The organism is Paracoccus sp. PAR01 (assembly GCF_014851995.1).
GTDB lineage: Bacteria > Pseudomonadota > Alphaproteobacteria > Rhodobacterales > Rhodobacteraceae > Paracoccus > Paracoccus litorisediminis.
In genome coordinates, this window is record NZ_JACVAW010000007.1 from 171,209 (window position 1) to 198,156 (window position 26,948).

Annotated in this window: 26 protein-coding genes; 18 read left to right on the plus strand and 8 right to left on the minus strand. The window is 63.6% G+C overall.

Going from position 1 to position 26,948, the window contains the following annotated elements:
- Positions 1-47 precede the first annotated feature (47 nt).
- From IB235_RS13325 to IB235_RS13335, 3 genes are all read left to right on the plus strand, one after another.
- Positions 48-188, plus strand: a complete 141-nt coding sequence (locus IB235_RS13325) for a hypothetical protein (protein ID WP_192337143.1) — start codon at positions 48-50, stop codon at positions 186-188.
- 67 nt (positions 189-255) lie between these two features.
- The gene (locus IB235_RS13330) at positions 256-1,065 is read left to right on the plus strand and encodes an aminoglycoside phosphotransferase family protein (RefSeq protein ID WP_192337144.1); all 810 of its coding nucleotides are present in this window, start codon (positions 256-258) and stop codon (positions 1,063-1,065) included.
- A gap of 1,068 nt (positions 1,066-2,133) precedes the next feature.
- Positions 2,134-2,721, plus strand: coding sequence for a YdeI family protein (locus IB235_RS13335; RefSeq protein ID WP_192337145.1), 588 nt, complete (start codon positions 2,134-2,136; stop codon positions 2,719-2,721).
- A gap of 488 nt (positions 2,722-3,209) precedes the next feature.
- Here the strand turns inward: IB235_RS13335 and IB235_RS13340 are convergent, their stop codons facing one another.
- Genes IB235_RS13340 through denD form a run of 3 tightly spaced genes read right to left on the minus strand, consistent with a single transcriptional unit; the run spans position 3,210 to position 6,864 of the window.
- Positions 3,210-4,991, minus strand: a complete 1,782-nt coding sequence (locus IB235_RS13340) for an IlvD/Edd family dehydratase (protein ID WP_192337146.1) — start codon at positions 4,989-4,991, stop codon at positions 3,210-3,212.
- The gene (locus IB235_RS13345; RefSeq protein WP_192337147.1) at positions 4,988-5,884 is read right to left on the minus strand and encodes an NAD(P)-dependent oxidoreductase; all 897 of its coding nucleotides are present in this window, start codon (positions 5,882-5,884) and stop codon (positions 4,988-4,990) included. The genes IB235_RS13340 and IB235_RS13345 overlap by 4 nt, the downstream gene beginning before the upstream one ends.
- The gene (gene denD, locus IB235_RS13350) at positions 5,881-6,864 is read right to left on the minus strand and encodes a D-erythronate dehydrogenase (protein WP_155040664.1); all 984 of its coding nucleotides are present in this window, start codon (positions 6,862-6,864) and stop codon (positions 5,881-5,883) included. The genes IB235_RS13345 and denD overlap by 4 nt, the downstream gene beginning before the upstream one ends.
- A gap of 134 nt (positions 6,865-6,998) precedes the next feature.
- On the opposite strand from denD, the gene IB235_RS13355 reads away from it, so the two are divergent.
- The 6 genes from IB235_RS13355 to IB235_RS13380 all read left to right on the plus strand — a co-directional run bounded on the left by IB235_RS13355 (position 6,999) and on the right by IB235_RS13380 (position 13,393).
- Entirely contained in the window at positions 6,999-8,456 is a 1,458-nt protein-coding gene (locus IB235_RS13355) for an FAD-binding oxidoreductase (protein WP_192337148.1), read from the plus strand.
- 41 nt (positions 8,457-8,497) lie between these two features.
- Positions 8,498-9,214 carry a FadR/GntR family transcriptional regulator gene (locus IB235_RS13360; RefSeq protein ID WP_192337149.1) on the plus strand — a complete coding sequence of 239 codons (717 nt, stop codon included), beginning with the start codon at positions 8,498-8,500 and terminating at the stop codon, positions 9,212-9,214.
- Positions 9,215-9,339: 125 nt separating this feature from the next.
- Positions 9,340-10,527, plus strand: a complete 1,188-nt coding sequence (locus IB235_RS13365; protein WP_370576890.1) for a fumarylacetoacetate hydrolase family protein — start codon at positions 9,340-9,342, stop codon at positions 10,525-10,527.
- A gap of 1 nt (position 10,528) precedes the next feature.
- A complete protein-coding gene (locus tag IB235_RS13370; protein WP_192337150.1) occupies positions 10,529-11,068 on the plus strand; it encodes a TRAP transporter small permease in 540 nt (179 codons plus the stop codon).
- Positions 11,065-12,342: a TRAP transporter large permease gene (locus tag IB235_RS13375; RefSeq protein WP_192337151.1), complete on the plus strand. Its 1,278-nt coding sequence runs from the start codon at positions 11,065-11,067 to the stop codon at positions 12,340-12,342. Before IB235_RS13370 ends, IB235_RS13375 begins: the two co-directional genes overlap by 4 nt.
- Before the next feature lie 40 nt (positions 12,343-12,382).
- Entirely contained in the window at positions 12,383-13,393 is a 1,011-nt protein-coding gene (locus IB235_RS13380) for a DctP family TRAP transporter solute-binding subunit (RefSeq protein ID WP_155040669.1), read from the plus strand.
- A gap of 221 nt (positions 13,394-13,614) precedes the next feature.
- Here the strand turns inward: IB235_RS13380 and IB235_RS13385 are convergent, their stop codons facing one another.
- Both IB235_RS13385 and IB235_RS13390 read right to left on the minus strand, forming a co-directional pair.
- Entirely contained in the window at positions 13,615-14,304 is a 690-nt protein-coding gene (locus IB235_RS13385; protein WP_192337152.1) for a GntR family transcriptional regulator, read from the minus strand.
- Between the two features lie 48 nt (positions 14,305-14,352).
- The gene (locus IB235_RS13390; protein ID WP_155040671.1) at positions 14,353-15,318 is read right to left on the minus strand and encodes a sugar-binding transcriptional regulator; all 966 of its coding nucleotides are present in this window, start codon (positions 15,316-15,318) and stop codon (positions 14,353-14,355) included.
- 198 nt (positions 15,319-15,516) lie between these two features.
- Between IB235_RS13390 and IB235_RS13395 the strand changes: the two genes are divergently transcribed.
- The 8 genes from IB235_RS13395 to xylB all read left to right on the plus strand — a co-directional run bounded on the left by IB235_RS13395 (position 15,517) and on the right by xylB (position 24,012).
- On the plus strand, positions 15,517-16,953 hold the full coding sequence (locus IB235_RS13395) for an ABC transporter substrate-binding protein (RefSeq protein ID WP_192337153.1): 1,437 nt from the start codon (positions 15,517-15,519) through the stop codon (positions 16,951-16,953).
- A gap of 84 nt (positions 16,954-17,037) precedes the next feature.
- Positions 17,038-17,916 (plus strand): carbohydrate ABC transporter permease, encoded by an 879-nt coding sequence (locus IB235_RS13400; RefSeq protein WP_155040673.1) that lies wholly within the window; start codon positions 17,038-17,040, stop codon positions 17,914-17,916.
- Between the two features lie 3 nt (positions 17,917-17,919).
- Positions 17,920-18,759 (plus strand): carbohydrate ABC transporter permease, encoded by an 840-nt coding sequence (locus IB235_RS13405; protein WP_155040674.1) that lies wholly within the window; start codon positions 17,920-17,922, stop codon positions 18,757-18,759.
- A 3-nt stretch (positions 18,760-18,762) separates the two neighbouring features.
- Positions 18,763-18,951 carry a DUF2160 family membrane protein gene (locus tag IB235_RS13410; RefSeq protein WP_155040675.1) on the plus strand — a complete coding sequence of 63 codons (189 nt, stop codon included), beginning with the start codon at positions 18,763-18,765 and terminating at the stop codon, positions 18,949-18,951.
- Between the two features lie 2 nt (positions 18,952-18,953).
- Positions 18,954-20,006: an NAD(P)-dependent alcohol dehydrogenase gene (locus IB235_RS13415; RefSeq protein ID WP_192337154.1), complete on the plus strand. Its 1,053-nt coding sequence runs from the start codon at positions 18,954-18,956 to the stop codon at positions 20,004-20,006.
- A 10-nt stretch (positions 20,007-20,016) separates the two neighbouring features.
- On the plus strand, positions 20,017-21,078 hold the full coding sequence (locus tag IB235_RS13420; protein ID WP_192337155.1) for an ABC transporter ATP-binding protein: 1,062 nt from the start codon (positions 20,017-20,019) through the stop codon (positions 21,076-21,078).
- 14 nt (positions 21,079-21,092) lie between these two features.
- A complete protein-coding gene (locus IB235_RS13425) occupies positions 21,093-22,556 on the plus strand; it encodes a mannitol dehydrogenase family protein (protein ID WP_192337156.1) in 1,464 nt (487 codons plus the stop codon).
- 4 nt (positions 22,557-22,560) lie between these two features.
- Positions 22,561-24,012, plus strand: coding sequence for a xylulokinase (xylB, locus tag IB235_RS13430; protein WP_192337157.1), 1,452 nt, complete (start codon positions 22,561-22,563; stop codon positions 24,010-24,012).
- Here the strand turns inward: xylB and IB235_RS13435 are convergent, their stop codons facing one another.
- The 3 genes from IB235_RS13435 to IB235_RS13445 are packed head-to-tail and all read right to left on the minus strand — an operon-like array spanning position 24,013 to position 26,261.
- Positions 24,013-24,744, minus strand: a complete 732-nt coding sequence (locus IB235_RS13435) for an SDR family oxidoreductase (protein ID WP_192337158.1) — start codon at positions 24,742-24,744, stop codon at positions 24,013-24,015.
- 7 nt (positions 24,745-24,751) lie between these two features.
- Positions 24,752-25,480 (minus strand): SDR family oxidoreductase, encoded by a 729-nt coding sequence (locus IB235_RS13440; protein ID WP_192337159.1) that lies wholly within the window; start codon positions 25,478-25,480, stop codon positions 24,752-24,754.
- Positions 25,481-25,496: 16 nt separating this feature from the next.
- Positions 25,497-26,261 (minus strand): SDR family NAD(P)-dependent oxidoreductase, encoded by a 765-nt coding sequence (locus IB235_RS13445; RefSeq protein WP_192337160.1) that lies wholly within the window; start codon positions 26,259-26,261, stop codon positions 25,497-25,499.
- A 268-nt stretch (positions 26,262-26,529) separates the two neighbouring features.
- Between IB235_RS13445 and IB235_RS13450 the strand changes: the two genes are divergently transcribed.
- On the plus strand, positions 26,530-26,948 hold a 419-nt coding region (locus IB235_RS13450; protein WP_192337161.1), incomplete at its 3' end, for a hypothetical protein.

A 26,948-nucleotide genomic window follows, 5' to 3' on the forward strand; every position in this document is an offset into this window, starting at 1 on the left:
CGGCGTTGAGGGGTTTGAGCCCCGGCTGCGGCGATCATCTGCGCGCCATGTCCGGCCTTCAGAGTCCGCTGGCGGCGCTTGAGGGAGAGGTCCGGGTGATCGGCGCGAAATATCCCGCAGGCAGCCCGGAGCGTCCGACATATGCAGGCAACATCCTGCTGGTCAGGCTTGTGACGATGGATCAATGACAGGGTTGCGGCGGCACTTGGCGGGGGGCATGAAGTGACGGGCATGTATTCCGTATGGGGCCGTTGCATGTTCGAACCCTATCTGCAGCGCTGGAATCTCGTGCCCGACGGGTCGCCGATCCAGACCCGCAGCTCGCGCCTGTTGCCGGTGCTGCAAGGCACCCTGCCAGCGATGCTGAAGCTGCCCTTGGTCGAAGAAGAGCGTCGCGGCGGACGATTGATGGCGTGGTGGAGAGGCGAGGGCGCTGCCCGCGTCCTTGAGCATGCGGATGGCGTGCTGCTGCTGGAGCGTGCGACAGGTGTCAGATCCTTGTCCGACATGGCGCGCGGCGGAGCGGACGATGCGGCCTGCCGCATCCTTTGCGCGACCGCATCGCGGCTGCATGCGCCGCGCCGGACACCACCGCCCGAACTTGCGCCGCTTGCTTGCTGGTTTCAGGCGCTCGGCCCGGCGGCGCGGACTCATGGCGGTATGTTGTCCCGTTCGGCCGCGGCGGCCGAATTCCTGCTGTCGACACCGCGAGAGATGGCGCTGCTTCATGGCGACCTGCACCATGGCAACGTCCTCGATTTCGGCGATCAAGGCTGGTTGGCCATCGACCCCAAGGGCATTCTGGGCGAACGCGGCTTTGACTTCGCCAATATCTTCACCAACCCGGATCTGGCCGATCCCAGCCAGCCTGTAGCTGTCGATCCACATTGCTTTGCGCGGCGGCTGGCGACGGTCACCATGGCCGCCGATCTGGACCGCGAGCGTCTGTTGCTGTGGATCGTTGCGTGGTGCGGGTTGTCGTTGGCGTGGTCTATCGAGGACGGAAATCCTGCCCCGGTCAATCTCCGGGTAGCCGAGCTGGCCAGTGCCGAACTTGATCGTTGATGCGACCTGACCGGGTATCGCGGCAGGGTTCGGAATTGGGATTTGGTGTTTTCCCCGGTTTTGGCGAGGTTGGGGCATGAAGGTAGTCCGGATCAGTTCCTTCTCGTCGCTTCTCGTGGTGGCCGAACTAACCGCCCCGTTGCTTGTGCAATCACCGACGGGCGATCTTGGAGCGGGGGGGGCGAGCTTGGTTTGGCCGTGTACATCTCGCGCGGTCATTCTGGACGAGCAGGCGATCCAGTGCGGGGATATGCCGCCGCCCCCCGCAGTACCCCGCTGCAAAAGGCTATCCTGTTCGTGAATGGAAACAGATCGCGGTGACTTATGTCGAATGGGCGGGCATGCACTCGCAGACGGTGGCGATTACCTGAACGCTGATCGACAGTGCTGCAGCCGCCAAGGCCGGCGGCTGGCGAGAAAGATTGACGAAATCTCTTCAAGATCAGCCTGCCGCACGCCACCGTCTTGGGAATCGTATCGGGACGCCAGCGCCTTTGTTTTCGGCTTAGTCAGCTGGGAACGGAAGTTCTGAAGGAAGGGTGCGCAGACGCTTCTCAACGTCAGGCAGCGTCATCTTCTGCAGGCCGAGTTGGGCATCCGCGAACGGAATTCGGGCGGGGTGGGGTTTCCTCATTTGCATGGCGGTCTCCTTGGGCAAGGCTTCGCCGTTCGGAAAAGTGCAATCCGTGGGCTTTACTAGAAATCAGGTGTTCCGAGGCCCTCTGGCTGTCATCGCAGGAGCAGGACGTCGCGGTGTGAGGGAAGCAATGCCGAGAAGAAGGAGGGGAGTCGACCGGTGGCAGCAAGCGCCTAAAACCGCCGTGACGGTGAGCCCAGAACCCTAAATAAGAAGCTGAAATTTAACAACTTTGAACGAACCGCTCCGTGCAATGGTCAAGAATCAGGGCGGAATGGACATTTCAGGCTAGTAGTTACAACAATTCTACTTTTGTTCTACAAGAGTTTGCATGATAACCGAAGTTATGTAACCAATCTACGCATCCGACCAATCATCTCGACAGAACCCAACCGCCACGGCAAGATCGCCCCGAACAAGGGAGAATTGCAATGTCGGAGAAGCATCCCGAGGTCGAGGCATGGTTTGCCGGGCTGAGCCTGTGGCAAAAGGAACTAAGCGCCCTGCGGGACATCCTGCTGCAAAGCGGCCTGACCGAGACCTTCAAATGGCATTTCCCAGTCTATGCCTGCGCGCGCGGCAATGTCGCGATCATCTGGGACTTCAAGGATCGCGCGGCGCTGGGTTTTTTCAAGGGCGTGCTGTTGCCAGATCCCAAAGGCATTCTGGAAGCCCCCGGCGAAAACTCGCGATCGCAACGGGTCGTCAATTTCACCTCACTTGAGCAGGTCGAACGGTTGCGACCCATCCTGATGAACTATCTTCGCGATGCGATCGCCATCGAGATGGCCGGGCAAAAGGTCGATCTGCCCAAGGACGATCTGGAATATCCGGCTGAATTGGTCGATCACCTTGATACGGATACGACCTTTAGAACCGCGTTCGAGGCACTCACGCCCGGGCGTCGGCGCAGTTGGGTGCTGCATTTCTCGCAGCCGAAGCAGGCGGAAACCCGTACCTCGCGCATCGTCAAGGCCACACCAAAAGTCCTTGCGGGCAAGGGAATGAACGACCGCTGACAATGCGTGGTGACCGTCACGCGATGTTGGCCGGGACTGCACCATTGCAGATCGCGACGGGCGTTATCGCCGGCGGCTTGTCGCTGCTGTCGCAGAATCCGTGAGGCCCTGAACTGGGGCCGCTTCCCTATCTCGTGGCGCGCGAGTGCGTTCGCCCCCTCCGCAGCGACCCGCGCTGCTGGTTGCCGATGCCCGCGGGCGGATATGGCAGAGGGCACGCGCTCGCGCGCGTCCTCAATCACAGACAGCAGAACTGACACGGGGCCTGATCGATTTGCTGACGTTTGTCCAACACTGAACGAGACGACACCGAACTTTCCGTCGGAATGCTGTCCAATGCAGTGACGACCGCCACGATGATCATGATCCGGAAAGTGGTGGCCGAGCTTTCGGGCGCGATGCTCCGGCAATAGTCCGGCACATGCGATCGCGCTGGGACGGATAGCAAATTCTGCGCCGGCCAATCCCGACCGGCGCAGAGCCATAACTTAGTGATTGTGCCGCGGCGGGGTCGACGAGATGCGCTGGAAATCCTCGGCACCGCGAATGGTCGCGCCGTCCTGCAACTGCGTCACCGTCTCGCGATAGATGCGCTGCCATGGCGTGCGCGAGGGCGGCACGGCAGGGATGCCATCGGCCTTGCGGCGGGTGATCTCAGCCTCATCGACCAGCATGTCGCAGGTGCCCGCGTTCAGATCCAGACGGATGATATCGCCCGTCCGAATCCACGCTAGACCACCGCCAGCAGCGCTTTCAGGCGAGGCGTTCAGGATCGATGGGCTGTCCGCCGTTCCCGATTGCCGCCCGTCGCCCAGCGTCGGCAGGCTGGTGATGCCGCGCTTGATCAGGTGATCCGGCGGCTGCATGTTCACCACCTCGGCCGAGCCCGGCCAGCCCAGCGGACCCGCGCCCCGGATGACCAGAATCGAGCGTTCGTCGATGTCCAGCGCCGGATCGTTGATGCGGGCGTGGTAATCCTCGGAGCCGTCAAAGACGAAGGCCTTGCCCTCGAAAATGCCTTCGCGGCCCGGTTCCGACAGATAGCGGGCGCGGAAATCGGCGGAAATCACCGAGGTCTTCATGATCGCGAAGTCGAACAGGTTGCCCTTGAGGACGAAGAAGCCCGCACGCTCCATCATCGGATCGGCATAGGGCTTGATCACCTCGCGGTCGGTCGACTCGCGGCCTTCGAGGTTTTCGGCCATGGTTTGGCCGCTGACCGTCGGGCAAGTGCCGTTCAGCTTTCCGGCCTGCAGCAACTCCCACATGATCGCCGGGACGCCGCCTGCGCGGTGGAAACGCTCGCCCAGATAAGCCCCGGCGGGCTGAACGTTCGCCAACAGCGGAATGTCATAGCCATGGGCCTGCCAATCCTCGGGACGCAGATCGACGCCGGCATGTTTCGCCATCGCCATGATATGCGGCTGGGCATTGGTCGAGCCGCCAATGGCCGAATTCACCCGGATCGCGTTCAGGAAAGCCTCGCGCGTCAGGATGTCCGAGGGGCGGATGTCTTCCAGCACCAGTTCCACGGCGCGGCGGCCGGTGCGGTAGGACATCTGGCCGCGCGAACGATAGGCGGCGGGGATCGCCGCGCAACCGGTCAGCGACATGCCAAGCGCCTCGGCGATGGCGTTCATGGTCGAGGCCGTGCCCATGGTGTTGCAATGGCCGACCGAGGGGGCCGAATCCAGCGCCGCGTCAAGGAATTCCTCGCGGGTGATTTCGCCCGCCGCATATTTCCGGCGCGAGCGCCAGATCACCGTGCCGGAACCCACCAGCTCGCCATCATGCCAGCCATCCAGCATCGGGCCGCCGGACAGAACGATCGCCGGAATATCCACCGTCGCCGCCGCCATCAGCGCCGAGGGCGTGGTCTTGTCGCAGCCGGTCGTCAGCACGACGCCGTCAAAGGGATAGCCGTAAAGCAGTTCGACCAGACCCATATAGGCAAGGTTGCGGTCCAGCGCCGCCGTCGGGCGCTTGCAGTTTTCAAACAGCGGATGCGAGGGGAACTCGATCGGAATCCCGCCCGCATCGCGGATGCCGTCGCGCACGCGCTTGGCCAGATCCAGATGGTGGCGGTTGCAGGGGTTCAGATCGCTGCCCGATTGCGCGATGCCGATGATCGGCTTGCCCGAACGCAATTCCTCGGGCGTGGTGCCGTAGTTCATGAAGCGCTCAAGATACAGCGCGGTCATGTCGGCATGGTCGGGATTGTCGAACCAGTCCTGCGAGCGCAGGCGGCGTGTGGGTTGGTCCGAGGTCATTTGCTCTCCTCCGCAGGGATGGCTGCGTTCAGTCTTTCCAGATGCAGCAGTAGCCCGCTGTGATCGGTATCGCCATGGCCTGATGCCACAAAATCGGTGAAGGCACTGCGGACAACCTCGGTCAGGGGCAGCGTCAGATCGGTGGCGGCCGCCAGATCGGCCACCGCGTTCAGGTCCTTGAGTTGCAGCCGCGACGGGCCGCCGGGGGCAAAGTTCCGTTCGACCATCCGCGCGCCGTGCAATTCGAGGATGCGGCTTTCCGCGAAACCGCCCCGGATCGCATCGCGGAACTTGGCGCGATCCGCACCTCCGGCCTGCACCAGCATCATCGCCTCGGCCACCGCACCGATGGTGACGGCGACAATCTGCTGGTTCGCCAGCTTGCAGACCTGCCCCGCACCGGACGGACCGACATGGGTCAGGCGGCCCAGCGGCGCAAAGACCTCGGCCAGACCCGCGATCACATCCGCGTCGCCCCCGGCCATCAGGGCCAAGGTGCCAGCCTGCGCGCCGACAACGCCACCGGAAACCGGGCTGTCGACATGGGCAATGCCCAGTTCCGCCAGCCTTGCGGCATGATCGCGCGCCATTGCGGGGGCAATGGACGAGGTGTCGATGACGATGGCGCCGGATGCCAGCGCGCGCGCCACCCCCTGTTCAAACAGCACATTAGCGACGGCGTGCCCATCCGACAGCATGGTAAAGACCACATTCGCCCCGGTCACCGCCTGCACCGGATCCGTTGCGACAACCGCACCGTCGGCGGCCAAGGCCTGCGCCTTTTCCGAGGCGCGGTTCCAGACCGTCACCGGGAACCCGGCCCCGAGCAGGCGGCGCACCATCGGTGCGCCCATCAACCCGGTCCCCAGAAAGGCGATCTTCACCCCGCTCACAACTGGCCGCCCAGCTCGTCCTCGACATGGACGCGGATGATCTCGTCAAAGCTCGACTCGGCGGTGAAGCCCAGTTCGCGGGCGCGGGTGGCCTCAAAGCCGGGGGCCCAGCCTTCGCACATGCGGATGATCATCGGATCGGGCTCGCGGCGGATCAGGTTCACGGCCTTGTCGCCGGCGATGCGGCGCAAAGCTTCGATCTGTTCGCCGACAGTGGCGCTCAGGCCCGGCATCGACAGGTTGCGGCGCGGGCCGACCAGATCCACGTCAATGGTCGCGGCATGCAGCATGAAGCCCACCGCCGAACGCGGCGAGGCATGCCAGTGGCGGATGCTTTCGGGAACCGGCAGCACCGCTTCCTGACCGATCAGCGGCTCGCGCAGGATGTTCGAGAAGAAGCCCGAGGCCGCCTTGTTCGGCTTGCCGGGGCGGATGCAGACCGTGGGCAGGCGGATGCCGATGCCGTCAAAGAAGCCGCGGCGCGAATAGTCGGCCAACAGCAGCTCGCTCATCGCCTTTTGCGTGCCATAGCTGGTCAGGGGCGTGGTGTGGAAATCGTCCGGGATCGGGAAAGGCAGCGGTGCGCCGACCACGGCGATCGAGGACGCAAAGACCACGCGCGGACGGTAGCCATCCACCGCCTGCGCCAGCCGGATCGCCTCGAACAGCGCGCGCGTGCCGTCGAGGTTGATGCGGTAACCCTTTTCAAAATCAAGCTCCGCCTCGCCCGAGACGATGGCGGCAAGGTGATAGATCACGTCAGGCCGCGTCGCGATCAGTTTTTCAGCCGTGCCCGCATCGGACAGGTCGGCGGTCAGACGCGTCACCTTGCCAGTAAAGCCCGCGGGGGCATCGGGCTCGACAACATCAACAAGGGTCAGCGCGTCGATAGCGCGTTCGGCCAGACCGCCCTCGGCGACCAGTTTTTGCGTCAGCTTGCGACCCACCATGCCGGCCGCGCCAATGATCAGAATATGCATCTGGTCTCCTCCTCGAAACCTCGCCGCTCCGGCACCGCGCCGCCGAGCGGATTTATATGGTTGTCTGATAACCTGATCTTTGTATGATGCAAGGTGTTTTCACGCCGAAGCGCGACCAGGGAGGGTCTGGCGACATGGATCGACATATTCAGGAGGCGGGCCGCGCGGCCCTTGCCGCCGACAGCGACGCATTGGCCGCACGTCTGCGCGACAGCCTTGGCACGGATGTGGTCCTGACCGGACCCGAGACGGCGCGTTATTGCAGCGACTGGCATGGCGATGTGCATAGCGGCGCGGTCGCGGTGCTGCGTCCGCGCGACACAGCCGAGGTCGCGGCCTGCATGCGCGCCGCCGTGGCGCTGGGGTTGGATGTCGTACCGCAGGGCGGCAATACCGGGCTGGTGCTGGGCGCGACCCCCGACGCGCCTGCCGCGCAGGTGATCATTAGCCTTGAGCGGATGACCCGCATCCGTCGCATCGACGCCGATGATTTCTCGGCAGTGGTCGAGGCAGGCGCGGTGCTGGAAAGCTTCAAGGATCAGGTGGCGCAGGCCGGGCTGTTCTTTCCGCTCGCGCTTGGCGCGCAGGGCAGCTGCCAGATCGGCGGCAATGTCTCGACCAATGCCGGGGGCGTCAATGTCCTGCGCTACGGGATGACGCGCGAACTGGTGCTGGGACTGGAAGTGGTGCTGCCCGATGGCACGGTCTTTGATGGGCTGTCGACGCTGCGCAAGGACAATCGCGGGCTGGACCTGAAGCAGCTGTTCATCGGGGCCGAAGGCACGCTGGGCATCATCACCGCCGTTTCGGTCAAGCTGCTGCCCCGGCCCGAACATGTCGCGACCGCCCTGCTGGCGCTGGACAGCCTGCCCGACGCGATCGAGCTTTACCGCCGCGCCCGTCGCCAATGCTGCGACCTGATGTCGGCATTCGAATTCATGCCGCCCCTGGCCCTGACATTGGCGCAGGAGGCCATCCCGGATCTGCAGATCCCGATTCAGGCTGACCATCCGGCCTATGTGCTGATGGAAATCTCGGGCTCGGGTCTGGTCGATATCGACGATCTGATGGCGCGCTTCCTTGAACTGGCGATGGAGGAAGGGCTGGTCGTCGATGGCGTCGTGGCCCAGTCGCAGGCGCAGGCCCAGAATCTGTGGTTGATCCGCGAGGGCATGAACGAAGGTCAGGCCAAGCGCGGCAAGCATCTGCGCACCGATGTCTCGGTCCCGCTGTCCAAACTGGCCGATTTCGTGGCCGAGGCCGAGGCCGCCATCGCGCAGGACATGCCCGCCGCCGTCTGCGTGTCCTATGGACATGTCGGCGACGGCAATGTGCATCTGAACGTGCTGCCGGATTTTGCCCAGGGCCCGGACAGCCTTGATGCGCAGATCCTGAAGTCGAAAAAGATCGTGAACGCCGTGCTGGACCGCTTCCAGGGCTCGATCAGCGCCGAACATGGAATTGGCCGGCTGAAGAAGCCCGATTTCACCGCCCGCCTACCGGAAACCCGCCGCCGCCTGCTGCTGGCCATCAAGGCCGCCATTGACCCCGAAGGGGTGATGAATCCGGGCTGTCAGATCGACCGGACCTGATAAGAGATGGATCAGGAAAGAAAAAAAAGGCTCGATCAGAGATGACACAGGGATTTGGACAGATATCGCGTAACGAACATCTGCCGGCGCGGATCGCGTCGCAATTCGCGGAACGCATCCACAGGGGCGACATCAAGCCCGGCGACAAGCTGCCGACCGAACATGCGATGGCGCAGACCTTCGGCGTCAGCCGCACCGTGATTCGCGAGGCCATCGCGCAGCTGCGCAATGAAGGGCTGGTCGAGACCCGGCAGGGCGTCGGCGCCTTCGTGGTCGAACGGCAGGCTCGCCACATTCGGCTTGGCGATGGCGAGCAGATGAACAAGCACGACTTCACCGACCTCTTTCAGCTGCGCGTGCCACTGGAAATCGAGGCGGCGGGGCTGGCTGCGGTCAACCACACGCCGCAGCAGCTGGAATCGCTGGACGCGGCCCTTGCCCGGATGTCGCAATCGCAGGACTGGAACACCGAAGGCGTCGCCGCCGATCTGGAGTTTCACCGCATCATCGCGCTGGCAACGGGGAATGCATATTTCGACCAGTTCATCAGCGCCATCGCCGACCGGGTCGGCCATGTCATCATGGCCGCTCGCGAGCAGATTTTGTTCGATGAAATCATGGCCATCACCATCGATGAGCATATGGCCATCCGCGACGCCATCCGTGCCCGCGATCCGTTAGCCGCACGGCGCGCCATGCGCCAGCACCTGACCGGGTCGGCCAGCCGGGTCGGCATGGAGCTGGAATTTTTCAACTGAAACAATCCTCTGATCCAAAGTTTGGCAACAAGACGATTGGCGGTGGACAGAATCTTACCGCAGCGTTAAGGATCAGGTCATAATGTTGTCTGACACCTGATGTCAGCACGGCGCGTGGAGGCGCCGTGAAAAAACGGGAGGTTGCATTGGTTTCAACTCATGCGTTGAAAGCGGTCGGGATTTTGCCCGATGACGCGGATCGCGCCATCCTTGTCGGCCGTGTCTGGTCCAATGACGCAGGCGGCCCCTGCCCCGTCACGCTGCGCAATGGCCGCGTGCTTGACCTCAGCAGAATTGCCGCGACGGTCTCGGGTCTTCTGGAACTTGACGATGTGGCCCAGCGTCTGGGCGCCGCCGATCTGCCCGATCTGGGCCATCTGGACGAATATCTGGACGGAAGCCGTGGACGGCTGCTGGCCCCGATCGACCTGCAGGCGGTCAAGGCCGCTGGCGTGACTTTCGCCGACAGCATGTTGGAACGCGTGATCGAGGAACAGGCGCGCGGCGATAGCGGCAGGGCGCAGGAAATCCGCGCACGTCTGGCCCCGGTGATCGGGGAAAACCTGCGCGGCGTTCAGGCCGGGTCTGAAAAATCGCGTCAGGTCAAAGCCTTGCTGCAGGAGATGAACCTGTGGTCGCAATATCTGGAGGTCGGTATCGGCCCCGACGCCGAGATCTTCACCAAGGCCCAGGCGATGTCTTCGGTCGGCTGCGGCGACAAGGTCGGGCTGCACCCGATTTCCGAATGGAACAACCCCGAGCCGGAAGTGGTCATGGTCACCCGCGCCGACGGGACCATCATCGGCGCGACCTTGGGCAATGATGTGAACCTGCGCGATGTCGAAGGTCGCTCGGCCCTGCTGCTTGGCAAGGCCAAGGACAACAACGCGTCGTGCTCGATCGGGCCGTTCATCCGGCTGTTCGATGGCGAGTTCACGCTGGAAGTGGTCGAACAGGTCGTCGTCTCGCTGCTGGTTCAGGGCGAGGACGGGTTCGAGATGACGGGCGAAAGCCCGCTTGCCGCCATCAGCCGCAAGCCCGCCGATCTGGTCGGGCAGATGCGCAACCGTTCGCACCAATACCCGGATGGCGCGGTGCTGTTCCTTGGCACCATGTTCGCCCCGGTCAAGGACCGTCGCGGCAAGGGTCAGGGCTTTACCCATGAGATGGGCGACCGGGTCGAGATCTCGACCCCGCGTCTGGGCCGTCTGGTGAACTGGGTCGACCGCTCGGACGCCTGCCCGGAATGGGATTTCGGCACGCGCGAGTTGATGCGCAATCTGGTGAAACGCGGATTGGGGGAAAGGATTTGAGATGGTCAAGACCGTAATCAACCTGTTCTACCGCCTTCTGGACTATGTGCTGGTCTGCCTGATCGGCGGCATGGCTCTGATGGTCTTTGTGAACGTCGTCATGCGCTACACCATGAACTCGGGCATTCCGGTGACCGAGGAACTGTCGCGCTTCTTCTTTGTCTGGCTGACCTTCATCGGCGCGGTCGTGGCGCATCGCCACAACCTGCATATGGGCATGGAAACCTTTGTCGCGATGATGGGTCGCAAGGGCCGCATGCTGATGATGGGTCTTTCGGACCTGCTGATCATCGGCTGCTCGTTCGTGTTGTTCTGGGGCAGCTGGAAACAGCTTCCGATCAATATGAGCATGCTGGCCCCTGTGTCCGGCATCCCGATGGGCTGGGTCTATGGCACCGGCTTGTTCACCGCGACCTGCATCATCCTGATCACGCTTGAACGTTTCATCCGCCTACTGACCGGTCGCGTGACCGAAGCCGAGATCGCCGCCTTTGCCGGTGAGTTCCACAGCGTCGAAGAATTGGCGGAGCGCGGCCTATGACCCTAATCGTCTTTATCGTTTCCCTGATCGGGGCCATGGCCATTGGCGCGCCCGTCGCCTTTGCCCTGATCTTCTGCGGCGTCATGCTCATGACCTATATGGGCATGTTCAACACCCAGATCATCGCCCAGAACATGATGATCGGCGCCGATACCTTCACGCTGCTGGCCATTCCCTTCTTCGTCCTTGCGGGCGAACTGATGAATGCCGGTGGCCTGTCCAAGCGGATCATCGACTTCTCGATCGCCTGTGTCGGCCATATCCGCGGCGGTCTGGGCATCGTGGCCATCGTCGCCGCGATCATCATGGCCTCGATCTCGGGCTCGGCTGCGGCCGATACTGCGGCGCTGGCCGCGATCCTGATCCCGATGATGGCCAAGGCCGGCTATGACGTGCCGCGCTCGGCCGGGCTGATCGCCGCCGGTGGCGTCATTGCGCCGGTCATCCCGCCGTCGATGGCCTTCATCGTCTTCGGCGTCTCAGCCAACGTCTCGATCTCGAAACTGTTCATGGCGGGCATCGTGCCGGGCGTGCTGATGGGCGTCTCGCTGCTGATCACCTGGCTGATCGTGGTCCGCAAGGACAAGATCGAAAGCCTGCCGCGCGCCAGCTGGCCTGATCGCGGCCGCTCTGCCGCGCGTGCGGCCTGGGCACTTGGCATGCCGGTCATCATTCTGGGCGGCATCAAGATGGGCGTCGTCACGCCGACCGAAGCTGCCGTTGTCGCCGCCTTCTATGCACTGTTCGTCGGCATGTTCGTCTATCGCGAATTGAAGCCCGCCGATCTGCCCAAGGTGCTGCTGTCGGCAGCCAAGACCACCGCTGCGATCATGTTCCTCGTCTGCGCCGCGCTGGTTTCGGCCTGGCTGATCACGGCTGCGAACATCCCGAATGAGATCACGGGCTATATCGAGCCACTGATCGACAACCCGAAACTGCTGATGTTCGCCATCATGGTGCTGATCCTGATCGTGGGCACGGCACTGGACCTGACGCCGACCATCCTGATCCTGACGCCCGTGCTGCTGCCGATCGTCGTCAAGGCCGGGATCGACCCGATCTACTTTGGCGTCATGTTCATCATGAACTGCTGCATCGGCCTGCTGACCCCGCCGGTGGGCGTCGTGCTGAACGTCGTCAGCGGCGTCGGCAAGATCCCTCTGGGTAAGGTCATCACCGGTGTCTGGCCCTTCCTGATCGCCGAAACCATCGTCCTGTTCCTGCTGGTCCTGTTCCCGCAGATCGTGACGGTCCCGGCGAACTGGTTCTACTGATCAAACTTCAACCGTTTTCTGAATTCCTGGGAGGAACCACATGAAAAACCACGCAATCAAAGCCGCGCTGCTTGTCTCGACCCTGCTGGGTGCCGCAACGCCCGCCCTTGCCGATTTCCAGGCGCGCAACTTCCGCGTCTCGAACGGGATCAACGAGGATCACCCGGTCAACAACGGCATGAAGGCCATGCAGGTTTGTCTGGATGAGAAGACCGGCGGCCAGATGAAGATGACCGGCTTCTGGGGCGGCGCGCTTGGCGGCGACCTTCAGGCGACCCAGGCGCTGCGTTCGGGCGTGCAGGAAGCGGTTGTCACCTCGTCCTCTCCGCTGGTCGGCATCGTCCCCGCGCTTGGCGTCTTTGACCTGCCCTTCCTGTTTCGCAGCAACGAAGAAGCCTATGCCGTCATGGATGGCGAGTTCGGCGACTTCCTGAATCAGAAGCTGGACGAGGCCGGGCTGGTCAACCTTGCCTATTGGGAAAACGGCTTCCGCAACGTGTCGAACTCGAAGCTGCCGATCACCAAATGGGAAGACTTCGAGGGTCTGAAGCTGCGCGTGATGCAGAACAACATCTTCCTCGACAGCTTCGCCAACTTCGGCGCCAACGCAACGCCGATGGCCTTTGGCGAGGTGTTCTCGGCGCTGGAAACCAAGGCGATCGACGCGCAGGAAAACCCCTATGTCACGCTGGACACCTCGAAATTCTACGAGGTGCAAAGCTATGTCAGCGAGACCAAGCACGCCTACACCCCGTTCCTGTTCCTGTTCTCGAAGGCGATCTTCAACACCTATTCGCCCGAGGAACAGCAGGCCCTGCGTGACTGCGCCGCCGTTGGCCGCGATGAGGAACGCAAGGTCATCCAAGAGCTGAACAAGGCCTCGCTGGCCAAGGTCGAAGCTGCCGGGCTGAAGTTCAACACCATCACCCCGGAAGAGCAGGCCCGCATGCTTGAGAAGTCGCAAGTGGTCTATGAAAAGCACAAGGCCGATATCGGCGAAGACGTCGTCGACCGCGTGCAGAAAGAACTGGCCGCGATCCGCGGCAACTAAGCCACAAGGTCGCGCCGTCGTCCCCCCCCGGGCGGCGCGGCCGAAACTGCGGCGCCGCCATCGCGGCGCCGGTTTTTTTCAGCGAGAGGCCATGGTGAAGATCACGCCTATTCGTGACCACCACGACATTCGCACCATTACTGTGATGACTTAGACCGCCCGCCTCCAAGCCTCGATCTGCCCATCGACCGGGCTCGTCGGAAAAGCCATGTTGGTGCGTGTCAGTCCTTTTTCTTTCTGAAAACCAGATCGAGATAGCTGTCGCCGGCACGCAGGACATGGGCCTTCATCGCGACTTCTGCGGCATCGGGGTCGCCGGCGATGACCGCGCGGCCGATCTGCCGATGCTCGGCCAGCGCCTGCTGGCGTTCCGCCGGATCGGAATGGATCACCCGCCTCGCGCCGCTGTCATAGACATCCTGCCGGTCGTTCAACAGCCGCAGGTAATTCGCCCGCGCGACCGAGCGGATATGGCCGTGAAAGACTTCGTTCAGCTGCACCAGTTCCTCGGCGCTGCTTTCGGCAGTGGCGCGCTGCATGTCGTCAAGGATCGCCTGCAGCACCGGCTTGTCCGGCGCGGTGATGCGCTGCGCGGCCAGCCGGGCGATGGTCGATTCGATGGCGGCGCGGGCAAGGATCATTTCCTCGGCCCAGGCGAAGTCGAAATTCACGATCACCCCGCTGCGCGGCTTGGTGCGGACCAGACCGTCGGCTTCCAGCAGGCGCAGGGCCTCCTTCACCGGGGTGGTGCTGACGCCCAGTTGCTCGGCGATGGCGCGTTCGTTCAGCCGCGCGCCCGGCTCGAATCCGCCCTGCAGGATCACCTGACGCAACGCGCGGTGCACATGCTCGCGCAGCCCGACAAGGGCATGAGGGTCCAGCGGCGCAAGGGCTGCTACGGGCAGAGGCATGGGGTTCTCCGATGCATTGAATGTCGGATGCGGAATACGGTCGCGGGATCAAACCCGCGCGTCGTGTTCCAACACCATACGCGCGGTCAGATCGTCGGTGATCAGAATATTGGCCAATCCCGCCCGAAGGGCCGCGCGAATGATCGCGACCTTATGCGGACCGGCTGCGGCCAGCACACGTTCAGGCGTCTGGCGCAAGGTTTCCAGATCGATGCCGATGGTGCAATCGTCCAATGCCGTCCTGACCTGCTGGCCCTGCCCGTCCAGAAACCGACAGACCACATCCCCGATCGCGCCCGCATCGGTCAGGTCGCGCATGCCAACCTCGGATGGAAGGCCGGTGCGGATCAGATAGCTGCGTTCGGAAATGTCGCTGGCCGTCAGGATCGCCACGTCCAGCGCCGTCAGCTTGTGGAAATGTTCGGTAAAGATCTCCTGCGCCAGAAAGGCGGCGCGGTCGATCTGCGGCGCAAGAAAGATCGGCGCGGCCAGCAGCGAATAGCGCGCCCCAAGCCGCCCCGCCAACCCCGAGGCGATACCGAAGGCATTGAGCGAATCGCCCCGGCTGGTTCCCCCGATCATCGAGATCACCTCAAGCTCGGGCAGGCTTTGCTGCATCATCCGGTTGATCGCGCTTTGCAGCGTCATCCCCCATGACACGCCGATGCGCCGCCATTCGCCTGCCTGCAGCCGCTCCGCCATATAGGCCGCCAGCGCAGCGCCGCAGGCATTGTGATAATCGTAATGTTCGGGATTGGCCGGGGCCACCAACGCACGCGCCAGCCCGAAGCGTTCCTGCAACTGGTCCTGCAGGTCAAAGCGCGGCAGGAAGGGCGAATCGATCTCGACCTTGACCAGCCCCAGGGCGCGGGCGCGCTGGATGGCCTGATTCACCCGCAACCGGGTCACGCCCATCGCCTTGGCGATCTGGGCCTGGGTCAATTCATTCACGAAATAATGCCAGCAGACTTCGACGGTGAAGGCATCGGCCTGCGGAAAATCCTTGTTCAACATGGGCGCATCTCATCGGGCGGGAGGCGCTTGTCAAGCATCGGAAATCCCGCCCCGTTTACAACTGTATTTTTAGAAATACATTTGCAAGTTTTTCTTGCGCGAAGCTTGGCGGATTTGCCAAGATGCCCATGGGACGAGGAAGGCCGGAGCGGCAACGACAGTTTCCCGCCGCACCTCGCCGATCAGGGAGGATGGTTGATGAACAAGCTAGTCAGGCTGGGCGCATCCGCGCTTGCGCTGTCCCTTGTGGCGGGCAGCGCCTTTGCCTTGGACGAAGATTTCTACAAGAAGGCGGGGACCGGGTTTTCCGGCGTGACCCTGCGCGGGGTGACGGAATCCACCCCGGCCTCGAACTATGTTCGCGAGGTACTTGCGCCGAAATTCGAGGAGCTGACCGGGATCAGGGTGGATATCGAAACCACCTCATGGGACCAGATGTATGACAAGGCGATCAAGGACATGGAGGCCGGGACCGGCATCTATGACATGGTCTATATCGAACAGGACATCGTCTATGCCTATCTGGCGCGGAACTTCCTGGTCGATCTGACCGCCAAGCTGAAGGAAAAGCCCGAGCTCCAGGCCCCCGATTTCGACGAGGCCAAGCTGACCACCTTTGCCAATTACTTCCGGGGCGAGAATGGCGACCTGTTCGGCATGCCGATGGAAGCCTTCATCAAGCCCTATGTCTATCGCACCGATCTGTTCAACGACCCCGAGATCAAGGCCGCCTTCAAGGAAAAGACCGGCCGCGACCTGGCCCCGGCCAAGACCCATGAAGAATATACCGAGATCGCGGATTTCTTCACCCAATGGGGCAAGGATCACAAGCTGGACCTGTGGGGCTCGACTGCGCAGGCCCATACCGGGCATCCGGCCTCGTGGTATGAATTCTTTGAATCCGTCGCGCCGACCTTTGGCGTCTACAACTGGGGGATCGACGCGGCCAACAATTACGGCGCCACGGTCGAACATGGCGGGTTGATGAACTCGCCGCAGGCCAAGGAAGCGATGAAATGGTGGCTGCATCTGCGCGATATCGGCCCGCCTGAATCGGTCCAGTCGACCTGGTCCGAGGTCGCGACGACCATGGCCGCGGGCCGCGCCGCCCAAGGTCTGGTCTATGGCGAGAACGTCGCCTGGATCGCCTCGGACCCGAACCAGTCCAAGGTGGTGGGCAAGATCTCGGTCGCGCTGCCGCCGCTGTCGGAAGGCGTGCTGAAGGCAGCCGAAGAGGGCAAGGGCTATATCGGCTATTACGATGGCGGGGCCTTTGGCCTGCCGGTGACGTCGAAGAACCCGGATGCGACCGCCCTGTTCCTGCAATTCCTTGCCGAGGAAGACCTGCAGCCCGACTGGGCCGTCGCCGGATCGCGCATCACCACCACCGCGACCTACGATTCACCCAAGGTCACCGAGCTGAACGACAAGCTGGGCAATTACTTCGGCATGCTGCGCGATGACGGCAAGCTGTTCGGCGGTGCCCCGCCCTATCCGTTCCACGCCCAGCTGCGCGAGGCGACCGCGCCGATCTTCTACGACATCCTGACCGGCAAGGTCGATCCCGATGCGGGTCTGGACCAGATGGCCGCCAAGGCCGAGCAGGAGCTGACCGATCTGGGCTACCGGAAATAAGCGTTCCTCCCCCGGTCGCCGCGGGAGCAATCCCGCGGCGATTGGCAAGCCGCGCGCATCTCCGCGCATTGGACGGGAAAAGCCATGCAATCCAAGTTTCTGGGCTGGGCCTTGCTGGCCCCCACGCTGCTGATCCTGGCGCTGTTCGGGGTCGTGCCCTTCATCTATGTGCTGTTCGTGTCCTTCCACCAATGGAACCCGTTCGGGGCCAATCCCGACATGGTGTTCAACTGGGCCGACAATTACCGCAAGCTGGTCTTTGACGCGCAGTTCCTGGCCTCGCTGGGGGTGACGGCGGCCTTCGTCTTCTTCGCGGTCCTGTCCGAGCTGATCCTTGGCTATTTTCTGGCGCAGGCCTTGATGCGGGATTTTCCCGGCAAGACGTTCTTTCGCACCATCCACACCCTGCCCTTGATCATGGCTCCGATCATCGTCGGCTCGGTCTGGAAGCTGATGACGACGCCGTCCATCGGGATCATCCCGAACCTGCTGTCGAACTGGCTGGGCTATGACCTGAATATCGGCCAAAGCGCGTGGCAGGCCTTTGCCACCACCGTGGTCATGGACATCTGGCACTGGACGCCGCTGGTCACGCTGACCCTGATCGCGGCGCTGGTGTCCCTGCCCGCCGATCCGTTCGAGCAGGCACAGATCGACGGCGCGAACCGGCGACAGATCTTCTGGCACATCACGCTTCCGATGATCCGCCCGGCGATCCTTGCCACCGTCTTCATCCGCATGATGGACGCGATGCGTACCGTCGATGAGGTGTTGATGCTGACCGGAGGCGGCCCCGGCTCGGCCACGCGCTATGTCGGCGTGCATATCTTCAAGGAAGTCTTTCCAAGGACGAATTACGGCTACGGCTCGGCCGTGTCGGTGATCGTCCTGTACCTGACCATCGTCACCTGCTGGCTGATGTATGTCGGCCTGATCGCACCCCGCAACAAGGGAAAGGGCTGATCCATGCGCAAGGGCAATCCGTGGCTGTCGGTGCTGTTCTGGGTGCTGATCAGCTTCCTGACGCTGTTCCCGATCTATTGGCTGTTCGTCATCTCGGTCAAACCGGCAATCGAGCTGTTCACGACCCCCTCGGTCTGGCTGTCGGGCGATCTGTACTGGAAGAACTACACCGACGTGCTGAACGATCGCACCTTGCGCGGATACATGATCAATTCGCTGGTCATCTCATCGGGCAATGCGATCCTGTGCACCACGCTGGGCTTTCTGGCCTGCTACGCCCTGTCGCGCTTCGACCTGCCCGGCAAGGAAAGCGTGTTCTTCTGGACCATCACCAACCGCATGGCCCCGCCTGCGGTCTTTCTGCTGCCGCTCTATCTGCTGATGACGCAGATCTACACCATCGGAGATTTCAAGCTGGCCGACACAAGGATCGGGATGATCCTTGTCTATTGCACCTTCAACCTGCCCTTCGCGATCTGGACCCTGCGCCCGACGCTGGACGCCATCCCCAAGGAGCTGGACGAGGCCGCCTTTGTCGATGGTGCCAGCCCGTGGAAGGTCATCAGTGAGGTGGTGTTTCCGCTGGCCCGACCCGGCCTTGCGGTGACGCTGATCCTGACCTGGGTCTTTGCCTGGAACGAATACCTGCTGGCAGCGACGCTGACCAATTTCAACGCCCGCACACTGACCACCGGCCTGTCCGAATATGTCACCACCACCGGCACCAACTGGGGGATCATGGCGGCGATCTCGGTCTTTACGCTGATCCCGGCGCTGATCGTCTTCAGCCTTGTCCAACGCCATATCGTCGCCGGCCTGACCTTTGGCGCGGTGAAAGGATAGACCATGTCTCAGGAACGCACGGGCTTTCTGCCCATCGAGACCAACTGGTTCGACCGGCTCTTCATCAGCGTCGTGCTGTGGGTGGCGCTGTCGCTGTTCTGGCTGCGCTTTCTGGAACCGCTGGGTCTGTCGATCTGGATCGGCGTGGCGATCTCGGTCGTGCTTGCCGCCATCATCATCCGAAGGGGATAGTCATGCAATCGCTGGTGCTTGAACGGCAGGGGGAACTGTCCCTGCGCGATTTCCCCCAGATCGACCGGGACGAGGAAGTGCTTGGCCCGCGCGACGTGCGCATCAAGCTGCATACGGTGGGGATCTGCGGCTCGGACGTGCATTATTACACGCATGGGCGCATCGGTCCCTTCGTCGTGAATGCCCCGATGATACTTGGCCATGAGGCCTCGGGCACGGTGATCGAGGTCGGGACCGAGGTCACCACCCTGAAACCCGGCGACCGCGTCTGCATGGAGCCGGGCATCCCCGACCCGAACAGCCGCGCCACCCGGCTGGGCATGTATAACGTGGACCCGGCCGTGCGCTTCTGGGCGACGCCGCCGGTCCATGGCATCCTGCGCCCGACCTGCGTACATCCCGAGGCCTTCACCTTCAAGCTGCCCGACAATGTCAGCTTTGCCGAGGCCGCGATGGTCGAGCCGCTGGCCGTCGGCATCCATGCCGCGACCAAGGCCCGGATCAAGCCCGGCGACAATGCCGTGGTCATGGGCGCGGGTCCCATCGGGCTTGTCACCGCGCTATCGGCACTGGCGGCGGGCTGTGCGCGGGTGTTCCTGACCGACATCGCTCAGCCCAAGCTGGAGATCGGGGCCAGCCTTTCGCCCGCGATCACCCCCGTCAATGTCGCGCATGAGGATCTGGCGGCGCGCGTCCTGCGCGAAACCGATGGCTGGGGGGCCGAGGTGGTCTTTGAGGCGACCGGCTCGCCCAAGGCGGCGGCGGGGATCTTTCCGCCGCTCGCGCCCGGCGGTTGCGTGGTGCTGATCGGCGGACAGCCCGACCCCATCGCCTATGATGCCGGGGCGGCGATGGTGCGCGAGGCGCGGGTCGAGAACATCTTTCGCTACGCCCATGCCTTTCCGCGCTGCGTGAACATGATCGCCTCGGGCGCGATTGACGTGAAACCGCTGATCACCCGTCGATTCGACTTCAAGGATAGCGTTCAAGCTTTTGAAATAGCGGCATCCGCACCTGCGGGCGACGTCAAGATGCAGATCGAGTTACCAGGGTAGGGGGACGGGCATGGCACGGGTCAAGATCGACAAGGTTTTCAAGCGCTACGGCGCGCTGCAGGTCATGCACGGGGTCAGCGTCGATATCGAGGATGGCGAATTCGTCGTGCTGGTCGGCCCCTCGGGTTGCGGTAAATCAACCCTGCTGCGGATGCTGGCCGGGCTGGAACAGATCAGCGAGGGCACCATCTCGATCGGGGAACGAGTGGTCAATGACGTGCCGCCCAAGGAACGCGATATCTCGATGGTGTTCCAGTCCTACGCGCTGTACCCGCACAAGACCGTGGCCGAGAATATCGGCTTTCCACTGAAGATGGCCAAGCGTCCCAAGGCCGAGATCGCGGAAAAGGTGCGGCACGCGGCCTCGATCCTTGACCTTGCACATCTGCTGGACCGCTACCCCAAGCAGCTTTCCGGCGGTCAGCGCCAGCGCGTTGCCATGGGCCGCGCCATCGTGCGCAATCCGCAGGTGTTTCTGTTCGACGAACCGCTGTCGAACCTTGACGCGAAGCTGCGGGTCAGCATGCGGGTCGAGATCAAGGAACTGCACCAGCGCCTTGGCACGACCATCGTCTATGTCACCCATGACCAGATCGAGGCAATGACCATGGCCGACAAGATCGTCGTGATGCGCGACGGTCAGGTGGAACAGATCGGCGCGCCGCTGGAACTGTTCGACCGGCCCGAAAGCGTCTTTGTCGCCGGTTTCATCGGCTCGCCTTCGATGAACTTCCTGCACGGGCGGGCGTCCCAGCGGGACGGGCGGTTCGTCTTTGTCACCGATGGCGGGCTGGAGCTGCCCTTGCCACAGACCCCGCTGGTCGAGGGCCACCCGCTGACCTATGGCATTCGCCCCGAGCATATCAACATCGGCCCCGAAGGCGTGCCCGTCGATGTCGTGGTCACCGAACCCACCGGCTCGGAGACCCAGGTCTTTGCCCGCGTCGACAACGACCTGATCAATGCCGTGGTCAAGGATCGCATCCATGCCCGCCCCGGCGAGCGTATCGGCTTTGTCATCGACCCCAAGAATGTCCATCTGTTCGACCGTCAGTCCGAACGCCGCCTGTGAATCAAGGGAACCGCATGACCCGCCTTTCCAACGCGACCCTGCCCGACCTGCCCGCCCAGATCCTGCGCCCGACCTATGACCGTGCCGCGTTGCGCCCCGGCATCCTGCATATCGGGCTGGGGAATTTCCACCGCGCCCATCAGTCATGGTACCTGCACCGGCTGATGCAGCAGGGTCTGGCGCAGGACTGGGCGATCATCGGCGCGGGCGTGCGGCCCTATGACAGCGCCATGCGCGACCGGCTGGCCGCACAGGACTGGCTGACCACCCTGATCGAACTGGACCCGGCGGGCCGCTCGGCCGAGGTGGTGGGCTCGATGATCGGCTATGTCCCGATCGAGGAAGGCCACGCCCCCCTGATCGCCGCCATGGCCGATCCGGCCATCCGCATCGTGTCTCTGACCGTGACCGAGGGCGGCTATTATCTGAACCCCGACAAGGGGCTGGATGTCACCCATCCCGATATCCACCATGACGCGGAAAATCCTGCCCGCCCCCGCACCGCCTTTGGCACCATGGTCGCGGCGCTGTCGCTTAGGCGCGCGGCAGGCCTTCCTGCGTTCACCGCGCAAAGCTGCGACAACCTGCAAGGCAATGGCGCGATCCTGCACCAGACCGTCGTGGGCCTTGCCCGGCTTTCCGACCCCGCGCTGGCCGACTGGATCGAGGCGAATGGAGCCTTTCCCAATTCCATGGTCGATTGCATCGTTCCCGCCACCGGCCCCGCGGAACTGGAACTGGTCCGCGACCTCGGGATCGAGGATGCGGCCCCCGTCACCCATGAAAATTTCCGCCAATGGGTGATCGAGGATGCCTTCTGCGCCGGTCGCCCGGATTGGGACCTTGTCGGCGCGACCTTCTCGGACCGGGTGCATGATTATGAGCGGATGAAGATCCGGGTGCTGAACGCTGGCCATCAGGTCATCGGCAATGTCGCGGACCTTCTGGGCATCGTCACCATCGCCGAGACCATGGCCGATCCCGACATCGCCGCCCTGTTCCGCCGGGTCGAGGAAGCCGAGATCCTGCCCCATATCCATGCCGTCCCCGAATACACGCCCGCCGCCTATCTGGACCTGATCGAGCGCCGCTTCGCCAATCCCGCCATCCGCGACACCACGCGGCGCGTTGCCTTTGACGGGTCAAGCCGGCATCCGGGATTCGTGCTGCCCTCGGTCCGGGATGGGCTGGCCGCGGGTGCGCCGGTCACCGGGCTTGCGCTGGTCGAGGCGTTGTGGGCGCGCTACTGCACCGGTACGCGCGAGGACGGCTCGGTGATCGAACCAAACGACCCCGACTGGTCCATCCTTCAGGATCGCGCCCGACAGGCGGCAGCCGATCCGCGCGTCTGGTTGATCCCCGCCCTTTACGGCGAGCTGGCCGATGCCGCCCCCTTTGCGGATGCGTTTGACGGATGGCTGAGGCTCATCCACAAAGAAGGGGCGCGAGCGGCGCTGACCCGCTATCTGGCAATGTGATGCAATGAGTTTCCTTGGAATCGATCTGGGCACGTCGGGGCTGCGCGCATTGCTGGTTTCCGATGACGGCACTCCCATTGGCGCAACCGAACGGCATTATCAGGTCAGCCACCCGAGATCGGGCTGGTCCGAACAGGACCCCGCCGACTGGATCGCAGCCTTGCAGGGCGCCATTGCCGAGTTGTGGGCGGAATATCCCGAATTTGCCGGATTGCAGGGGATCGGGGTCGCCGGTCACATGCATGGCGCGGTGCTGCTGGATACCCAGGACCGGGTGATCCGACCCTGCATCCTGTGGAACGACACCCGCAGCCATGCCGAGGCCGCGCGTCTGGACGCCCTGCCCGCCTTTCGCAGGCTTTCGGGCAATATCGTCTTTCCCGGATTCACCGCGCCCAAGCTGGAATGGGTCCGCGCACATGAGCCCGAAAACTTCGCCCGTATTGCCCATGTCCTGCTGCCCGCCGCCTATCTGAATCTGTGGCTGACCGGGGATCATGTCGCTGACATGTCGGACAGCGCGGGCACGTCCTGGCTGGATACCGGGCGGCGCGACTGGTCCGCCGAATTGCTGGCGGCCAGCCACATGAGCCGCGACCAGATGCCCCGGTTGATCGAGGGTTCGGCCACCGCGGGTCGGCTGCGTCCGGATCTGGCACGGGAATGGGGGTTGAACGGCCCGGTCGCGGTGGCAGGCGGCGCAGGCGACAATGCCGCCGCCGCCTGCGGCATCGGCGCGATGACCGAGGGGCAGGGTTTCGTCTCGCTGGGGACATCGGGCGTGCTGCTGGTGGCGCGCGACGGCTATCGTCCGGCACCCGAAACCGCCGTCCACACCTTCTGTCATGCGGTGCCGGAAAAGTGGTACCAGATGGGGGTAATGTTGTCGGCGACCGACAGCCTGAACTGGCTGTCGCGCATCACGGGGGCGAAACCGGCCGAGCTGACCGCAGGTCTGGGCGAGGCGCTGCGCGCCCCCGGCCCGGTGCGTTTCCTGCCCTATCTCTCGGGCGAGCGGACGCCGCATAACGATCCGCTGATCCGGGGCAGTTTCACCGGTCTGGGCTCGGATACCAGCCGTGACGACCTGACCCGCGCCGTGCTGGAGGGCGTGGCCTTTGGTCTGCGCGACAGTCATGAGGCGCTGAAGGCCACCGGGGCGCGGACCGACCGGCTGCTGGCCATCGGCGGCGGCGCAAGGTCGCATCAATGGTTGCGGATCATCGCGACGGCGCTGGATGTGACGCTGGCCTTGCCCAGCGACGGCGAATTCGGCGCGGCCTTGGGCGCGGCGCGATTGGGCCGGGTCGCCTCGGGCGCAGGCAGCGTCGATCAGGTGATGACGGCCCCGGAAACCACGGTCGAAATCAGCCCAGACCCTGCCTTGCGCGATGCCTTTGACGCGGCCTATCAGGACTTCCGCGCCGCCTATCCGGCGATCCGCAGGGTGCAGTGATCAACGCAGCGAGTAGCCGCCATCGGCCATCAGCACCTCGCCGGTGATGATGGCGGCATCGCTTGATGCCAGAAACCGCGCTGCCGCCGCGATTTCCCGTGGCTGGGCAAAGCGGCCCACGGGAATGTCGCGCCGGGCTTTCTCGCCCTTTTCCCCGGCCCAGCCGACCAGCGCCATCGGCGTTTCCACCACGGTGGGCGCGATGGCATTGACGGTGATGCCATGCCCGGCCCATTCCACCGCCAGCACCTTGGTCAGCAGGTTCAGCCCGGCCTTGCTGGCCCCGTATGCGGCATGTTCGTCGATCGCGACCACCCCCGCCTGAGACGAGACATTGATCACCCGCCCCCGCCCCGAGCGCTTCAGCCAAGGCAGCGCCGCCACCGCCATCAGCCATGGCGCGCGCAGGTTCACCGCCATCGTCGCGTCCCATGCCGCGACATCCGGCTGGTCCGCCGGAAAGACGATGCCCAGCCCGGCATTGTTCACCAGCACGTCGATGCCCATGGCCGCGCCGATTTCGGGCACGACACTTGCGATGGCCGCTGGATCGGATAGGTCCAGCGTGAAGGCGCGATGCCCCTGCCCCAGTTCCGCCGCCAACTCGCCCGCATCCAGCCGGTCGACCAGCGCCAGCCGCGCGCCGTCGCGGGCAAAGCCTTCGGCCATAGCCCGGCCAATTCCGCCCGCAGCGCCGGTGACCAGCACCGTCAACCCGTCGAACTCGCCCATCGCACCCTCAGATGTCGAAGTTGGTGGGTAGGACGATCACGTCCCGGATGGTGACATTGCGATTGCGGGTCAGCATGAACATGATCGCCTCGGCCACCTCCTCCGGTTCGATCAGGCTGCCGGATTCCTTCGCCTTGCGCAGGTTCTCCTCGGGCCAGTCCGCCAGCAAGGCCGAGATCACCGGACCCGGAGAGACCTGCCCGACCCGGATGCCCTTGCGATTCAACTGCCGCCGCATCGCCTGCACGAAACAGGTGATCGCCCATTTCGAGCCGGAATAGACCGGTTCCCACGGAATGGCCGAATGCCCGGCGACCGAGCAGGTGACGATGATGTCGCCGCTGCCGCGCTCGGTCATATGCGGGATGACGGCATGGACATTCTTCATCACCGCATTGACGTTCAGGTTCAGCATGCGGTCGATGGTGGCGGGATCGGTCTCGGACAGATCGCCGCCGATATAGGTTCCGGCATTGCAATGCAGGATGTCGATGCGCCCGGTCTTTTCCAGCGCCTGCGGTACCATCGCCGCGCAGCTTTCCGCGTCCAGCAGGTCGGTGACCTGTGGAATCGCCGCCGCGCCCAGATCGGCCACCAGCCGGTCCAGCGCTTGCGCATCGCGGTCGGCCATGATGACCCGCGCCCCTGCCCCGATCAGCGCCCGCGTGGTCGCCAGCCCGATCCCCGATGCCGCGCCGGTGATCAGCGCAACCTTATCCTTCAGGCTTTCCGCCATGTCCTCGTCCCCCCTGTTAGTGCGTGGTGTAACCGCCATCCGCGACCAGAACCGCCCCGGTCACGTAGCTGGCCGCATCGGATGCCAGAAACAACGCGCAGGTCGCCATTTCCTCGGGCTGAGCAAAGCGGCCCATCGGCGTGTTCTCGGTCCAGATGCGGTTCCAGTCGGCATTCGCAATCCCGCCCGCCGTCATGTCCGACACGACATAGCCCGGTGCCAGCGCATTCACCCGGATGCCCCGTCCGGCATATTCAAAGGCCATGACCGTGCTCATCTGGTGAACCGCCGCCTTCGAGGCATTATAGGCGACCTGCAATTGCGGCTTGTTCGCGACATGGCCCGAGATCGAGCCGATATTCACGATTGCCCCACCCCCCTGCACCAGCATCGGCCGCACCGCAGCCCGCGCGATGCGGAACGGTGCCATCAGGTTCGTGTCCATGATCGCCTTCAGCCGGGCGTCGTCGAAATCGTGGAAGTCGCCGTTATCGGCAATGCCCGCATTGTTCACCAGCACGTCAAGACGACCGAAACGCTCCAGCGCCGCCGCGACCATGGCCACGGGCGCGTCATCAGCGGTCACGTCGGCCTGAAACCATGCGGCCGCCTTGGGGTTGTCGGCCAGCAGCGCGTCCAGCGCAGGCGTCCGCGACCGGCTGGTCAGCAGGCATTTCGCCCCCGCCTCAAGGAAAGCCGCGGCAATGGCCAGACCGATCCCGCGATTGCCGCCGGTGATCAGCGCGACCTTGCCGTCCAGTCGGAATTTCTCAAGCGCCATTGGTGTCATCCCCCATTCACCACGCGTTTCATGAAGCAAGGGCCTGCAACTGCCGCTTGGGCCAAGCCCTTGACTGGCATGACATGCAGACTCGCCCGCTGTGGCTGCGTCGGGGGTGATATTACATTTGTATCGCCATCTATCCAGATGTTTTTACCGATGCAGATGCAATGCGGCCACGCTTGTCGCAAGGCACATGCCGGGCGTATCGTGACGCCAACGGGCATGAACTCGTACGGCGTGCTAACTCAGCAGGAGGGCAAGGAAATTGGCCACTGGAAGCGACGCGACCAAATTGCTGCATCCCGAGGCGGTGCCTCATCTGCCGGGCTTCATCACCTTGCCCGGACAAACGGACTGGCTCATGGTGGGGATGGCGGGTTTTCTGATCCTGTTCATCGTCGGGATCGGGGTGTTCTACCTTAGACTGCACGCCCTGCCCGAGCACATGGCCCATCGCGGTCAGAAGGTGCAGCTTGAGCTGGTCGCGGTTCTGGCGCTGATCGCTCTGTTCACCCATAACCACGCCTTCTGGATCGCGGGGCTGCTGCTGGCGATGGTCCCGGTTCCCGATTTCAGCACGCCGCTCAGTTCGATGGCGCAGTCACTGGGCCGCATGGCCCCGCCCGCGCCACCCGAACCCGAACCCGCACCCACGGCCGAGGCCGACAAACCGGCGGAGGTCTG

Excerpts from the sequence above, each read along its gene's own strand:
- IB235_RS13360 (WP_192337149.1), top strand. The coding sequence starts at position 8,498 with ATGACACAGGGATTTGGACAGATATCGCGTAACGAACATCTGCCGGCG.
- IB235_RS13405 (WP_155040674.1), top strand. The coding sequence starts at position 17,920 with ATGCGCAAGGGCAATCCGTGGCTGTCGGTGCTGTTCTGGGTGCTGATC.
- IB235_RS13375 (WP_192337151.1), top strand. The coding sequence starts at position 11,065 with ATGACCCTAATCGTCTTTATCGTTTCCCTGATCGGGGCCATGGCCATT.
- IB235_RS13400 (WP_155040673.1), top strand. The coding sequence starts at position 17,038 with ATGCAATCCAAGTTTCTGGGCTGGGCCTTGCTGGCCCCCACGCTGCTG.
- IB235_RS13445 (WP_192337160.1), bottom strand. The coding sequence starts at position 26,261 with ATGGCGCTTGAGAAATTCCGACTGGACGGCAAGGTCGCGCTGATCACC.
- IB235_RS13395 (WP_192337153.1), top strand. The coding sequence starts at position 15,517 with ATGAACAAGCTAGTCAGGCTGGGCGCATCCGCGCTTGCGCTGTCCCTT.
- IB235_RS13325 (WP_192337143.1), top strand. The coding sequence starts at position 48 with ATGTCCGGCCTTCAGAGTCCGCTGGCGGCGCTTGAGGGAGAGGTCCGG.
- IB235_RS13435 (WP_192337158.1), bottom strand. The coding sequence starts at position 24,744 with ATGGGCGAGTTCGACGGGTTGACGGTGCTGGTCACCGGCGCTGCGGGC.
- IB235_RS13410 (WP_155040675.1), top strand. The coding sequence starts at position 18,763 with ATGTCTCAGGAACGCACGGGCTTTCTGCCCATCGAGACCAACTGGTTC.
- IB235_RS13370 (WP_192337150.1), top strand. The coding sequence starts at position 10,529 with ATGGTCAAGACCGTAATCAACCTGTTCTACCGCCTTCTGGACTATGTG.
- IB235_RS13415 (WP_192337154.1), top strand. The coding sequence starts at position 18,954 with ATGCAATCGCTGGTGCTTGAACGGCAGGGGGAACTGTCCCTGCGCGAT.
- IB235_RS13335 (WP_192337145.1), top strand. The coding sequence starts at position 2,134 with ATGTCGGAGAAGCATCCCGAGGTCGAGGCATGGTTTGCCGGGCTGAGC.
- denD (WP_155040664.1), bottom strand. The coding sequence starts at position 6,864 with ATGCATATTCTGATCATTGGCGCGGCCGGCATGGTGGGTCGCAAGCTG.
- IB235_RS13330 (WP_192337144.1), top strand. The coding sequence starts at position 256 with ATGTTCGAACCCTATCTGCAGCGCTGGAATCTCGTGCCCGACGGGTCG.
- IB235_RS13340 (WP_192337146.1), bottom strand. The coding sequence starts at position 4,991 with ATGACCTCGGACCAACCCACACGCCGCCTGCGCTCGCAGGACTGGTTC.
- xylB (WP_192337157.1), top strand. The coding sequence starts at position 22,561 with ATGAGTTTCCTTGGAATCGATCTGGGCACGTCGGGGCTGCGCGCATTG.
- IB235_RS13380 (WP_155040669.1), top strand. The coding sequence starts at position 12,383 with ATGAAAAACCACGCAATCAAAGCCGCGCTGCTTGTCTCGACCCTGCTG.
- IB235_RS13440 (WP_192337159.1), bottom strand. The coding sequence starts at position 25,480 with ATGGCGGAAAGCCTGAAGGATAAGGTTGCGCTGATCACCGGCGCGGCA.
- IB235_RS13385 (WP_192337152.1), bottom strand. The coding sequence starts at position 14,304 with ATGCCTCTGCCCGTAGCAGCCCTTGCGCCGCTGGACCCTCATGCCCTT.
- IB235_RS13355 (WP_192337148.1), top strand. The coding sequence starts at position 6,999 with ATGGATCGACATATTCAGGAGGCGGGCCGCGCGGCCCTTGCCGCCGAC.
- IB235_RS13390 (WP_155040671.1), bottom strand. The coding sequence starts at position 15,318 with ATGTTGAACAAGGATTTTCCGCAGGCCGATGCCTTCACCGTCGAAGTC.
- IB235_RS13425 (WP_192337156.1), top strand. The coding sequence starts at position 21,093 with ATGACCCGCCTTTCCAACGCGACCCTGCCCGACCTGCCCGCCCAGATC.
- IB235_RS13420 (WP_192337155.1), top strand. The coding sequence starts at position 20,017 with ATGGCACGGGTCAAGATCGACAAGGTTTTCAAGCGCTACGGCGCGCTG.